The organism is Thalassospira sp. Z349TD_5 (assembly GCF_056173045.1).
Map to the genome: position 1 here is coordinate 3,759,799 of NZ_CM149654.1, position 12,761 is coordinate 3,772,559.

Annotated in this window: 10 protein-coding genes; 8 read left to right on the forward strand and 2 right to left on the reverse strand. The window is 52.8% G+C overall.

Annotation, left to right across the window (positions count from 1 at the left end):
• Window positions 1–2: 2 nt before the first annotated feature.
• Window positions 3–812 carry an ABC transporter ATP-binding protein gene (locus AC0VXT_RS17355; protein WP_475546426.1) on the reverse strand — a complete coding sequence of 270 codons (810 nt, stop codon included), beginning with the start codon at window positions 810–812 and terminating at the stop codon, window positions 3–5.
• A gap of 831 nt (window positions 813–1,643) precedes the next feature.
• Between AC0VXT_RS17355 and acnA the strand changes: the two genes are divergently transcribed.
• Together acnA and AC0VXT_RS17365 are read left to right on the forward strand one after the other, a co-directional pair.
• Window positions 1,644–4,331, forward strand: a complete 2,688-nt coding sequence (acnA, locus tag AC0VXT_RS17360; RefSeq protein ID WP_101299075.1) for an aconitate hydratase AcnA — start codon at window positions 1,644–1,646, stop codon at window positions 4,329–4,331.
• A 217-nt stretch (window positions 4,332–4,548) separates the two neighbouring features.
• Window positions 4,549–7,104, forward strand: coding sequence for an EAL domain-containing protein (locus AC0VXT_RS17365; protein ID WP_475546427.1), 2,556 nt, complete (start codon window positions 4,549–4,551; stop codon window positions 7,102–7,104).
• A gap of 64 nt (window positions 7,105–7,168) precedes the next feature.
• Here the strand turns inward: AC0VXT_RS17365 and AC0VXT_RS17370 are convergent, their stop codons facing one another.
• The gene (locus AC0VXT_RS17370) at window positions 7,169–8,509 is read right to left on the reverse strand and encodes a sodium-dependent transporter (protein WP_475546428.1); all 1,341 of its coding nucleotides are present in this window, start codon (window positions 8,507–8,509) and stop codon (window positions 7,169–7,171) included.
• 277 nt (window positions 8,510–8,786) lie between these two features.
• Here AC0VXT_RS17370 and AC0VXT_RS17375 point away from each other — a divergent pair, with 277 nt between their 5' ends.
• The 6 genes from AC0VXT_RS17375 to ccmE all read left to right on the forward strand — a co-directional run bounded on the left by AC0VXT_RS17375 (window position 8,787) and on the right by ccmE (window position 12,690).
• Window positions 8,787–9,530 carry a DUF1223 domain-containing protein gene (locus tag AC0VXT_RS17375; protein ID WP_475546429.1) on the forward strand — a complete coding sequence of 248 codons (744 nt, stop codon included), beginning with the start codon at window positions 8,787–8,789 and terminating at the stop codon, window positions 9,528–9,530.
• Between the two features lie 264 nt (window positions 9,531–9,794).
• Complete coding sequence (ccmA, locus tag AC0VXT_RS17380) at window positions 9,795–10,499, forward strand: heme ABC exporter ATP-binding protein CcmA (protein ID WP_475546430.1); 705 nt, start codon at window positions 9,795–9,797, stop codon at window positions 10,497–10,499.
• Entirely contained in the window at window positions 10,496–11,161 is a 666-nt protein-coding gene (gene ccmB / locus AC0VXT_RS17385) for a heme exporter protein CcmB (protein WP_475546431.1), read from the forward strand. Before ccmA ends, ccmB begins: the two co-directional genes overlap by 4 nt.
• Before the next feature lie 56 nt (window positions 11,162–11,217).
• The gene (locus AC0VXT_RS17390; RefSeq protein ID WP_101299067.1) at window positions 11,218–11,994 is read left to right on the forward strand and encodes a heme ABC transporter permease; all 777 of its coding nucleotides are present in this window, start codon (window positions 11,218–11,220) and stop codon (window positions 11,992–11,994) included.
• Complete coding sequence (gene ccmD, locus AC0VXT_RS17395; protein WP_022731031.1) at window positions 11,991–12,188, forward strand: heme exporter protein CcmD; 198 nt, start codon at window positions 11,991–11,993, stop codon at window positions 12,186–12,188. The genes AC0VXT_RS17390 and ccmD overlap by 4 nt, the downstream gene beginning before the upstream one ends.
• A gap of 52 nt (window positions 12,189–12,240) precedes the next feature.
• The gene (ccmE, locus tag AC0VXT_RS17400) at window positions 12,241–12,690 is read left to right on the forward strand and encodes a cytochrome c maturation protein CcmE (RefSeq protein ID WP_240626311.1); all 450 of its coding nucleotides are present in this window, start codon (window positions 12,241–12,243) and stop codon (window positions 12,688–12,690) included.
• The last annotated feature ends 71 nt before the right edge of the window (window positions 12,691–12,761 follow it).

The window sequence follows — 12,761 nt, forward strand, 5'->3', positions numbered from 1 at the left end:
GCTCAGGCCACCTGCTCGTCTTCGTCTGTGTCATCGTCTTCTTCGCCGAGATAGGCTTTCTTGACGTGCTTGTTGGCCATCACTTCGTCGGGTTCGCCTTCGGCAATCTTGCGACCGAAATCAAGAACCATCACACGGTTGGAGATATCCATCACCACCCCCATGTCGTGTTCGATCATCACCACCGTCATCCCCCATTCTTCGTTGAGGTCGATGATGAAGCGCGCCATGTCCTCTTTTTCTTCGAGGTTCATGCCCGCCATCGGCTCATCCAAAAGGATCAAATCAGGGCGGAGTGCCACTGCACGTGCAAGCTCGACACGCTTGCGCAACCCATATGACAAGGTGCCAGCTGTGGCTTTGCGAATATGGGAGATCTCAAGAAAATCAATCACGTCTTCACAGAAGCGTCGATGTTCGAGCTCTTCTTTCTGAGCCCCGCCCAGCCAGTACAACGGGCCGTTGATGAAGTTGTTCTTCAGAAGGTGGTGCCGCCCGACCATGATATTATCAAGAACATTCATATGCCCAAAAAGAGCAAGGTTCTGGAAGGTTCGACCAATGCCAAGTTCGGCGCGATCATTTGGCTTAAGCCCGGTGACATCCTGCCCGTTAAAGGATACGGACCCTGTGGTCGGTGCATATCGCCCCGACACACAGTTAAGCATCGACGTCTTACCCGCACCATTTGGGCCGATAATTGAAAAAAGCTCGCCTGGCTGCACGGAAAAGCTGACATCACTCAGCGCACGCACACCGCCAAACACAAGCGACACGTCGCTAATCTGCAAAATGGGACCTTGTGACGTCATAACGTCGCTTACCCTCCCTGACTTGGGCCGCAAATTCCGCAGAACCGCATTTCCGGTTCATGTCGGTAAATATTGCTAACCGCTTTTCAGTTTCCCTGATGATGTGTCGGATTTTTATGTGACCCTTACCTTACGGAAACCGGGCCTGACACATTTAATAAGCATTTAAGTACCAATTTCAGCATATTGCGTCAATGCAATGATCCACAAGGGATTGAACCTTTTCTACAAATTCGCACCGCACAATTTAACTGCGTGTCGCATAGATGATCTTTCTACCCTTGATTACGTAACGTTATCTCAACGCTACTCGCTCCCGATGGGCCGAAAAATCACTGCAGTGCAAAAAATCTTCCCCATCGTGCAGCGCACAATTTTAGGGCGCATGTCGGGATAAAAGCTGCCGCAAGTCGATTACGTGAAAGATAATCCCATTCTCGATTCGCATCGTTAAGCTGTGCGTCCGCCTCGTCGGTCTGGTCAAAAACCCGGCTTGAGATCGCGTCGCGATGACAAGGCCCCAGGGTAAAGTGAGCAGATAGACTCGAAGCATCCTCATCCCACCATTGAAAGGCGAATGACCACCTCACATATCGACTATAGGTTTTTGAATACTTGTTGTGCTTTGCCAATATGCTGCGATCAGGGCGTTTTCCCGAATACCCCTTTTCCGGGTCTGGACTTTCATGGGGATTTGTGGTGTAACGCCGTTGCACATACATATGTAGCCGTGACCCGCGTCACGAGATACAGATAGCCCACCGCTCGGCGCACCGACGGTCGGGGTGTCTTGTCACGACAAGCCCTTTTAACCACCTTGAGGAGGGTCTGATGTCCATTTGTGGCAAAGACAACCTGAATACGCGCCGCACGCTTAAAGTCGGGGATAAGTCCTTCGACTATTACAGCCTGAAAGCTGCTTCCGAAAAATTCGGCGACGTTTCCAAACTTCCGTTCACGCTGAAGGTCGTTCTTGAGAACCTTCTGCGCTACGAAGACGATTTCACTGTTAAAACCGACGATGTCAAAGCTGTTGTCGACTGGCTGAAAGCCCGCAAAAGCAGCCACGAAATCAACTACCGTCCGGCCCGCGTCCTGATGCAGGACTTCACGGGTGTTCCGGCTGTTGTTGACCTTGCTGCAATGCGCGATGCCGTTGTCAACATGGGTGGTGACGCCCAGAAGGTGAACCCACTTTCACCGGTTGACCTCGTCATTGACCATTCGGTCATGATCGACTTCTTTGGTACCGACGACGCGCTCGACAAAAACATGGAAGTCGAGTTCGAACGTAACGGCGAACGTTATGGCTTCCTGCGTTGGGGCCAGAATGCCTTCAACAACTTCCGTATCGTCCCACCCGGAGCAGGCATCTGCCACCAGGTGAACGTTGAGCATCTTGCCAAGGTCGTCTGGACCGGTGAAGACGCAGACGGAAAAACCGTTGCTTATCCTGATACACTGGTTGGCACAGACTCACACACCACCATGGTTAACGGCCTTGCCGTTCTGGGTTGGGGTGTTGGCGGCCTTGAAGCCGAAGCCGCGATGCTCGGTCAGCCGATTTCGATGCTGATCCCGGAAGTTGTCGGCTTTAAGCTGACCGGTTCCATGAAAGAGGGCATCACCGCAACTGACCTTGTTCTGCGTGTCGTTCAGATGCTGCGTGAAAAAGGCGTTGTTGGCAAATTCGTCGAGTTCTATGGCGATGCGCTGGCAAACATGAGCCTGCCGGACCGTGCGACCATTGGTAACATGGCTCCGGAATATGGTGCGACCTGTGGTTTCTTCCCGATTGATGACGAAACGCTGAACTACATGCGTTCGACCGGCCGTGACGAAGACCAGATTGCACTGGTCGAAGCATATGCCAAAGAACAGGGCATGTGGGGCGACCCGGCACATGAAGCTGAATACACCGCAACGCTTGAACTTGACATTTCAACTGTCGAGCCAGCCCTTTCAGGTCCGAAGCGTCCGCAGGACCGTGTTCTGCTAAAAGATGCCGTGACGAGCTTCAAAGACACCTTTGCCGACATGGCACCGGGTGTTGATGCCGACCGCTCCGTTCCGGTTTCGAATGAAAACTTCGACATGAAAGACGGTAACGTCGTTATCGCTGCGATCACGTCCTGCACCAACACCTCGAACCCGAGTGTTTTGATTGCAGCAGGTCTTCTGGCGAAAAAAGCTGTCGAACTTGGCCTTAAGAGCAAACCGTGGGTGAAAACCTCGCTCGCACCGGGCTCGCTGGTTGTTGCCGACTACCTCGAAAAAGCAGGCCTTCAGGACTATCTTGATCAGCTCGGCTTTAACGTTGCTGGTTTTGGCTGCACCACCTGTATTGGTAACTCCGGTCCGCTTTCCGCACCGATTGCCGGTGCGATTGAAGACAAGGACATGCTGGTAACGGCAGTTCTGTCTGGTAACCGTAACTTCGAAGGCCGCATCAGCCCGCACGTTAAGGCAAACTACCTTGCCTCACCGCCGCTGGTTGTTGCCTATGCTCTTGCCGGCAACCTGAAGATCGACCTGAACAACGATCCGCTGGGCACCGACAAAAATGGCAAAGACGTCTTTATGAAAGACATCTGGCCAACCAACAAAGAGATCGCAGACACCATTGCAACCTCGATCTCGGCTTCGATGTACAAAGATCGTTATGACAACATCTTTGCCGGTCCGAAGCCTTGGCAGGCCATCGAAGTCACCGAAGGCGAAACCTTCCTCTGGGACAACAATTCCACCTATGTCCAGAACCCGCCTTACTTCGTCAACATGGCGAAAGAACCGGGTGACTTTGCCGAAGTACACGGCGCACGTCCGCTCCTGATCCTCGGTGACTCTGTCACCACCGACCACATTTCTCCGGCCGGCTCGATCAAGGAAGAAAGCCCTGCAGGTGAATACCTCAAGGACAATGGCGTTGCCGTTCGCGACTTCAACTCTTATGGCGCACGTCGTGGTAACCACGAAGTCATGATGCGCGGCACCTTTGCCAACATTCGTATCCGCAACGAGATGGCACCGGGCACCGAAGGTGGTGTTTCGGTTCATTATCCATCCGGGGATCAAGGCTGGGTCTATGACGTTGCAATGCGTTATCAGGCCGAAGGCACCCCGCTGGTGGTTGTTGCCGGTAAAGAATACGGCACAGGTTCGTCACGTGACTGGGCCGCAAAAGGCACCAATCTTCTTGGCGTCAAAGCTGTGATCGCGGAAAGCTTCGAGCGTATCCACCGCACCAACCTGGTCTGCATGGGCGTTCTGCCACTGCAGTTCAAAAATGGTGAAGGTCGTGAGACCTATAAACTGGATGGTTCGGAAACCTTCGACGTACTGGGCATTGCCGATGGCATTACCCCGCTTCAGGACGTCACGGTTCGCATCACGCGCAAAGATGGCAGCACCGAAGAGTGCATCGCCACCTGCCGTATCGATACAGAGAACGAAGTTCTCTACTACCAGAACGGCGGCATTCTGCAGTTCGTTCTGCGTAACATGATGAAAGCTGCCTGATTTCAATTTGAAATCAATAGCCTGATCGTCTTGCACCCCGCCGGTTTTCCGGCGGGGTGTTTTCGTTGGAATATCTTTTATCTTTTCAGAACACTTCCACAGTGCGGCGTTGATCCAGAACAATTCTCAGAAGCACCTACTCTGATAGATAGTGACAATGGTTGAGTTGGCCGCCACACCACAACCAAAGGTTCACAACGCACATTTGCAGGTTCAAATGACACGCCCCCACCTTGATGACAGTCAAAGTGATCCTTTGACCGTTGGAACGCTGTCGCCCGGAAAGGTCCTAAGCTGCGCCCCTGACCTGCCTCTGGGTCGGGCTGTTGCACTTATGAAAGACAACAACTGCAGTTCGATTGTGGTTGTACGATCGAACAAACCCGTCGGGATCATCACCGAAAAAGACATCCTGTCGCTTCCCGCTGACAGCTACTCAGCCCTTATCGCCCCAATTGAAAACCGCATGTCGCGCCCGGCCCACACCATTTCCGTTCACGCCAGCCAGCAAACTGCAATTGTTCGGATGCGTGATCTTAATGTCCGTCACCTCATCACGGTCGATGAACAGGGTCATTTGGCAGGTATCATCAGCCAAACCGACCTTATCCGTCAGGTCGCGGTCAGCAAGGCTCTTAGTGCCAACGATGTCGAAACGGCTATTCGAAGTTCAACGCTTTTTGTTGATGCGCAGATCCCCGTCCAAGACTTGCGGTTAAAGATGCATCTAGAAAAATGCGACAATGCAATCGTCACGGGCTTCAACCCGGATCTTCCGTCCGCGCAGCAAACCGGCATCATCACAGAACGCGATATCTTGCGTCATTTGGTTGAGGGGCGTGACGCACAAACAGCTGGTGACATTGCAACGCGTCCCGTCAAAATAGTCACGCACGACGTTAACCTCAACGATGCACGTAACATCATGCTGCGTGACAAAATCCGCCATCTTGTCGTGCGCAATCGTCATAAGGAAGTGATCGGCGTTTTATCTTTTGCCGACTTGCTACAATTCATCGAACAGGACTATTTTTCACATCTGCGCGCACTCACCGAAGACAGAAACAGTGACGGCGCCAAAGCCAGACGTTCACTCTTGCTGGCGCGCAAACTTATCGAAACATCACCAGACTGTGTGATGGTGTGCAATGCGCTTGGCGCTATCGAGGCCGTCAATCCGGCATTTACCCGCGTCACCGGTTATCAGGCCGAAGAAGTTATCGGCCAAAATCCGCGTTTTTTGCAATCGGGGCGTCAAAACAAGGCCTTTTACAAAAAGCTTTGGACTGATGTTCTGCGCACGGGAAAATGGGAAGGCGAGATTTGGAACCGCCGAAAGTCGGGCGAAGTCTATCCCGAATGGTTATCGATCATGGCCATCCGCGATGCAGATGGCACCACAAGTCACTATGCATCAATCTTCACCGACATCAGTGGCCGGGAAAAAAATCGCGAAGATATCCTGCGTCTGGCACACACCGACGAACTAACCGGAATGCCAAACCGTCGGCGGTTTTCAGAACTCCTATCACATCATATCGGCCGTTCACGCCATCACGGCATGCGCCTGACCGTGATCATGCTTGATATCGATAACTTCCAACGGGTCAACAGTGCGCTTGGCCATACGGACGGCGACGATGTCCTGATTGAAGTTGCACGCCGTATCGGTCGCGAACTTGGTCCGGACGCTGTTGTCGCGCGGGTCGGCGCAGATGAATACGCCACGATCTTACCTGATATCGATACAGCCAACGAAGCACGCATGCTGTCGGAACGTCTGCTTGGTCGGTTGGGCGAACCGCACCTGACCCGAAAGGGAACTGATCTTTATCTTTCAGCAAGCATTGGCATTGCCTGCTTCCCCGAAGACGCCAACGACACCAGTACTTTGCTGCGTAATGCAGAACTGGCAATGATGCAGGCCAAGGAACAGGGACGCAACCGTGTCAGCCGATACAGCCGTGGCCTGCATGCCAAAAAAGGCGAAGCACTTGCCTTGGAAACGGCCTTGCGCCACGCACTCGACAATCAGGAATTTTATCTGGCCTATCAGCCACAATTTGATGCCTGTTCCCAAGAACTTTGTGGCGTCGAAGCCCTGCTAAGATGGACGACGCCAGACGGCACAATCATTCCGCCCTCCACCTTCATTCCAATCGCCGAAGAGATCGGTATCATCGGTGAATTGGGACGCTGGGTCATGCGAACAGCCTGCCGCCAACTGGTCGATTGGCGCAAACAAGGACTGCTGAACCTGCGGCTTGCCGTCAATGTATCGGTGCAGCAATTCTATGGCACAGTTGATTTTGCCGAACAGCTACGCGCCATCTTGCTCGATAAGGGGATTGCGGCAAACCGCCTTGAAATAGAGATCACCGAAAGCCTGTTCATGCGCAACATCGACGATATGCGCGCCAAACTGCAACGCGTTCACGATCTTGGCGTCAAGATTTCGCTCGATGATTTCGGCACTGGATTTTCAAGTCTGAGCTATCTGCGAAGCCTGCCTTTTGACAGCATCAAACTTGATCGCAGCTTTGTCCTTGATATCGATGATGGCAAAGACGGTCAGGCACTGGCACTCACCATCATCAATATGGCCAAGAACCTTGATAAGACCTGCGTTGCAGAAGGTGTGGAAAACCATCACCAGTTGTCATTCCTCCGCAATGCAGGCTGCGACTTGATCCAGGGGTACCTTCTGGGCAAGCCGATGTCGGCGAAAGACATCAGTGCATTGGCCAAAAATCAACACTCCTTGGCACCGTAAATCGAAAAGGACGGGATTACCCCGCCCTTTTCAAAAAGATCACCGATATCCAGGTTTCTTTGGCTTAGAAAACACCAAGTCCCTTGAGCAGGATGAAGGCAATTGCAATCGGTGCGATGAATTTGACAATCACACCCCATGCGCCGACCCATATTGGAATGACGCCATTATGCGCCGCAATTTCTTCCTGTGCCTTACCCCAGACAACCCAGCCGACAAACAGCGAAATAAACAGGCCACCAATTGGCAAAAGAAGGCTTGAGCTGATCAAGTCCATCAGATCAAAGAAGTTCTTGCCCGCAATGATTTTCACATCTCCCATCACACCCATCGACAGCGACGAAGGAATGCCCAGCAGGAAAATCACAAACCCGATGATGACGGCTGCTGACTTACGGCTGATCCCACGGTCATCGACGAAATAAGCAACGACCACTTCAAGGATCGAAACCGCTGATGTCAGTGCCGCGATTGCCAAAAGCAGGAAGAACAGGAAGGCAAAGAACGCGCCAAAAGGCATCTGCGCAAACACAGCCGGAAGCGTGATGAAAGTAAGGCCCGGACCGGCACTCGGATCAAAGCCAAAGGCAAAAACAGCCGGCAGAATCAAAAGACCCGCCATCACCGCAACCGCAAAATCAAGCAACGTCACCCAACCTGCCGATCCCGGCAAATTTTCCTTCTTTGACAGGTACGACCCATACGTGATCATCGCCCCCATACCAAGCGAGAGTGAGAAGAAGGCCTGCGACAATGCATCGGAAACCGTCGACCATGTGACTTTCGAGAAGTCCGGTGACAGCAAAAACGCAACACCTTCTATGCCCCCCGGCAACGTCACCGAACGCACAATCAATACAATCAGCAACGCAAACAATGCCGGCATCAGGATTTTTGATGCACGTTCAATACCGCTGCCAACACCGGCCAAAACAACAAAGACGGTCAAGGCCATAAAGACCGCATGGAAAATCAGCGGCGAAGTCGTATCAGCAATAAAGGTACCAAAAATGTCGCCAAGTGCCGCCGGGTCTTCGACCGCCAGTGCGCCGGTCACAGATTTGATCATGTAGGAAATCGTCCAGCCAGCGACAACGCTGTAGAACGACAGAATGATAAAGGCCGCAGCCACACCAAACACACCAATGATCGGCCACAGCCCGCCCTTGAGTTTGGCAAATGCGCCAATTGCATTCTTTTCTGACATACGGCCAATAACAAATTCAGCCAGCATGACCGAAAGGCCAATCGTAAAGACCAGCCCAAGATAGATCACCAAAAAGGCGCCTCCACCATTGGCACCTGCCATATACGGGAACTTCCAGATGTTCCCAAGACCGACAGCTGAGCCCGCAGCCGCCAGAATAAATCCAAGGCGAGAGCCCCAGTGTTCACGTTTAATCATGTACCTGCAAACCTTGTTTCGGACCGATCTTGCCGGAATGATGCTCCCGCCGACAGACCGGTTCCTGATTTTTAACGTAAAGGCGATTTCCCCGCCTCACGACGTCACCATGCATCCGCAATGGTCCCGATTGGTCCGCAGCTGATAGCATCAATCTTTGGAAATCTCCTTTCGAAATTCCACCCAAAAGCGCAAAAATCTGTCTCAAATCCCTTCAAACAGCTTTCAAGGTCTTGTGATTAGGGGTTGATGCCGCTTTTGGGGCATCATCAGGCTCATGAAACACACTCGCCCCCTCATATTTGCGCTTACACTTGCCATTGTCGGGTTTTCCACCCCCCTGATGGCAAGCGAAAGCATTACCCCGCGCGCCGTTGTCGAGCTTTACACCTCGGAAGGGTGCAGTTCCTGCCCGCCTGCCGACCGTGTTCTTTATGAGTTAAATCAGGAACGTAGCGATCTTCTGGTGCTGTCGTACCATGTCGATTACTGGAACTATCTTGGCTGGACCGACCCATTTTCCGACAGCATGTTTAGCGAACGCCAACGTGAATATGCGCAACACATGCGCGAAAGATACGTCTATACGCCGCAAGCTATCATCAATGGGGAACATGTCGTTCGCGCCACCCAAAAGCAGCGAATCGGTGACACCAGCAACAGCGCAGAACCACTGTACGATGTTGCCACCTTGTTGCTCGAAAATCACGACCAACAACACCCTGCGACCGGGACCATAACCCTGCAATCCTTAAGCACGCCTGAGCGCACACCAAGCCTCAAGCTGTGGTTGGTAGGGTTTGACCGCGAACATGCCCGTGATGTTAGATCTGGTGAAAATGCTGGCAAACATCTGGTACACGCCAATGTCGTACGTGAAATGATCGATCTGGGAACCTGGAACGGTTCGGCGGATGAACGCACCTTTGCCATGAAAACGGCTGGTGACGGCGGCGTTGCCCTTCTGGTGCAACAAGGGCTTGGTGGCCCCATCATCGCGGCCTCGATGGTGCGGTTCTGACGTCGCGCACTTTGGCGACCACACCCCACGCACCCTAAACACCGGTAAATTACCCAATCCCACGATTTGGAATGTGTTTACCCGTCTGTGGTACACCGCTTGATGCCCTGCCCAAGAATTTCAATCCCCTCAAACACAACTGTCTTTTTGATTGATTTGAAACAATGTCATTGCCGTCAATGTCGGTTAAAGCATGAACATTACGCCCTAACGCGTTATAGAATGACGTGATGCGATGCGACTTCCGACAATAGAACGGGTTATATGGCAGTTTTTAGCGGTTCTGATCTGACCTGCCTTCGTGGTGAGCGACTGGTTTTTGGCAAGCTTTCCTTTGCGGCCAATCCCGGTGACGCGATCATGCTGCGCGGACGCAATGGTGCAGGAAAATCAAGCCTGTTGCGCCTGATGGCGGGACTTCTTATCCCACGCTCAGGCCAGATCACCTGGAATGATGAACCCATCCATAGCGACCGTATCGCCCATCATGCCCGCTTGCAGTATCTCGGCCATCAGGACGCGATTAAGCCCGTAATGTCCGTACGCGACAACTTGCACCTTTGGGGGCAGCTGCGCGGTGTGGATGATATTGACCGCGAAATCGACACCGCCCTGCATGCGCTTGAAATTCATCATCTTTCACGTACGGCGGGCCGCTATCTATCAAGTGGTCAGAAACGCCGCACAGCTCTTGCCCGTATTCTGATCGGCCACGCTGATTTATGGCTTCTTGATGAGCCAACCGTTGGCCTTGACCGCGAAAGCAGCAATGAGCTTGCCCAACTGATCGCCGACTTCCGTGCCAAGGGTGGCATTGTGATTTATTCCACCCACATTGATCTGGCGGTCAAAGAACCCACGCTTCTTGATCTTGATAAATTTGCCATCCCGATGATGGAGTGGCTCAAAGATCACGATACCCCGGCTGATGACGGTATGCGATCTGATCCCAAAAGGGCCGCGCAATGAACGGATTTACTGCAATATTGCGGCGTGACTTGCAGCTTGCCATGCGTCAGGGTGCGGATTCCGTTATGGTGGTCGCGTTTTTCATCGTCACCACCACGTTGTTTCCATTCGGTGTCGGCCCGGAAGCCAACATTCTTGCGCGCATTGCTTCGGGTGTCATTTGGGTTTCTGCCCTGTTGGCTGCGATGTTATCGCTCGAACGGGTTTTTCAAACCGACTATGAGGATGGCACATTAGAACTGCTAACATTGTCGCCAATCTCGCTGGAGGTTGTTGTCTTGGGCAAGGTTGTTGCCCATTGGCTGACCACTGGACTGCCGTTGATTGTCGCAGCCCCCTTGATGGCGGTGATGTTGAACATGGACCCGGACGGCTTTGTCGTCCTGATGATCGCAATGTTGCTGGGCACACCGGCCCTTAGTTTAATCGGTGCGATTGGCGCAGCCCTGATATTGGGCGCACGACGCGGCGGGGTCTTGGTATCCTTGCTGGTTTTACCGCTTTATATTCCGATCCTGATTTTTGGGGCCGGTGCGGTTGAGGCTGCTTTGCTTGGAATGTCGGCAACGGCACAGTTACAAATAATGGGTGCAATCCTTTTGCTTGCGCTTGCGGCAACACCATTTGCCACCGCACATGCCCTGCGTCAGGCTATGGAATAACCGCAACACCAAACAAACGACTTCTGCGGCACACCCCGCACATCGGACAAGAGAAAATGCATCGCTTCGCCAAACCAAGTGTGTTCTTAAAACTAACAGCGCCAATCCTGCCGTGGTTGGCGGGTGCGACGGCAATGCTGATTGCCGCTGGGCTTTATTTCGCCCTGTTCGCGTCACCCATTGATTATCAGCAGGGCGATACTGTCCGGATCATGTATCTGCATGTACCGTCGGCATGGATGGGGCTTTTTTGCTATGTCGGGATGGCCATTTGTGGCGCGATGAGCCTGATCTGGAAACATCCACTTGCCGATATTTGCGCCCGGGCTACCGCACCGATTGGCGCCACCTTTACCGCCTTGTGCCTGATCACCGGATCACTTTGGGGCGAACCGATGTGGGGCACATGGTGGGTTTGGGATGCGCGTCTGACTTCCATGCTAATCCTGTTGTTCCTGTATCTTGGCTATATCGCCCTTGTGAATGCTTTTGATGATCCTGATCGTGGCTCAAAGGCCGGATCGGCACTGGCCTTGGTTGGGGCAGTCAATGTGCCAATTGTCAAATTCTCGGTCGATTGGTGGAACACCTTGCATCAGCCGGCATCGATTGTGCGCATGGATGGACCGGCCGTTGATCCAAGCATGCAATTGCCTCTGGCTTTGATGATCCTTGGGTTTACCGGATATTATTTCGTGGTACTCATTTTACGTGTCCGGCTGGAGCTTAACGAGCGGCGCATTCGCGCCCTGCATCTGAGCGGCATGTTTGATGACACTGCCCAAGACGCCGAACCCTATGATCCGGGTCACAACGCGGAGGCAAGCCAATGAGTGAGTTCTTCTCGATGGGGGGATATGGCAGCTATATCTGGTCAAGTTATGGTGTCACTGCGATTGCGATGATTGTGCTCCTGCTTGCCACCTTGCGTGGATTACGCAATAGCCGCCGTGAACTTGATCAACTTGAAACGGTGCTGCACACCAAACGCCAGCGTCGCAACAGAAAAAGCCGCAAGGCAACCTGATCGGAGATCAAACGTGTCCCTTTCCCGCGCCAAGTCCCGCAAACGCCAGCGGATGTATATCATCGGTGCCGTACTGCTTGCCGTTGCCGGGGCAGCGGCCCTTGCGCTGACGGCGTTTGAAGATTCTGTTGTGTTCTTCTTCAGCCCGTCCGAAATTGTCGAAAAATCACCAATTGACCCGGATCAGCGTTTGCGGATCGGTGGATTGGTCGAAGAAGGCACTGTCACCAAACTTCAGGATGGTAAAACCATAGCCTTTGTCGTCACCGACATGGCGCAATCGGTTACCGTTGCCTATAGCGGCATCCTGCCCGATCTTTTCCGCGAAGGTCAGGGCATTGTTGCCGAAGGACACATGAACGCCAACGGAACGTTTGTCGCGTCAGAGGTCCTTGCAAAGCATGATGAAAACTATATGCCGCCAGAGGTTGCCGAATCCCTTAAAAAAAGCGGATACTGGGAAGAGATCGAAGCAAAGAACGCAAAGCAAATGCGCAATTAAGCCACATTCTGCCATCATAAAATCCAGCTTCGTGCATAAGGAAAACACTGCATCCATCATCACACCCGCAA

Excerpts from the sequence above, each read along its gene's own strand:
- AC0VXT_RS17375 (WP_475546429.1), top strand. The coding sequence starts at position 8,787 with ATGAAACACACTCGCCCCCTCATATTTGCGCTTACACTTGCCATTGTC.
- ccmE (WP_240626311.1), top strand. The coding sequence starts at position 12,241 with ATGTATATCATCGGTGCCGTACTGCTTGCCGTTGCCGGGGCAGCGGCC.
- AC0VXT_RS17390 (WP_101299067.1), top strand. The coding sequence starts at position 11,218 with ATGCATCGCTTCGCCAAACCAAGTGTGTTCTTAAAACTAACAGCGCCA.
- ccmD (WP_022731031.1), top strand. The coding sequence starts at position 11,991 with ATGAGTGAGTTCTTCTCGATGGGGGGATATGGCAGCTATATCTGGTCA.
- ccmA (WP_475546430.1), top strand. The coding sequence starts at position 9,795 with ATGGCAGTTTTTAGCGGTTCTGATCTGACCTGCCTTCGTGGTGAGCGA.
- AC0VXT_RS17365 (WP_475546427.1), top strand. The coding sequence starts at position 4,549 with ATGACACGCCCCCACCTTGATGACAGTCAAAGTGATCCTTTGACCGTT.
- acnA (WP_101299075.1), top strand. The coding sequence starts at position 1,644 with ATGTCCATTTGTGGCAAAGACAACCTGAATACGCGCCGCACGCTTAAA.
- AC0VXT_RS17370 (WP_475546428.1), bottom strand. The coding sequence starts at position 8,509 with ATGATTAAACGTGAACACTGGGGCTCTCGCCTTGGATTTATTCTGGCG.
- ccmB (WP_475546431.1), top strand. The coding sequence starts at position 10,496 with ATGAACGGATTTACTGCAATATTGCGGCGTGACTTGCAGCTTGCCATG.
- AC0VXT_RS17355 (WP_475546426.1), bottom strand. The coding sequence starts at position 812 with ATGACGTCACAAGGTCCCATTTTGCAGATTAGCGACGTGTCGCTTGTG.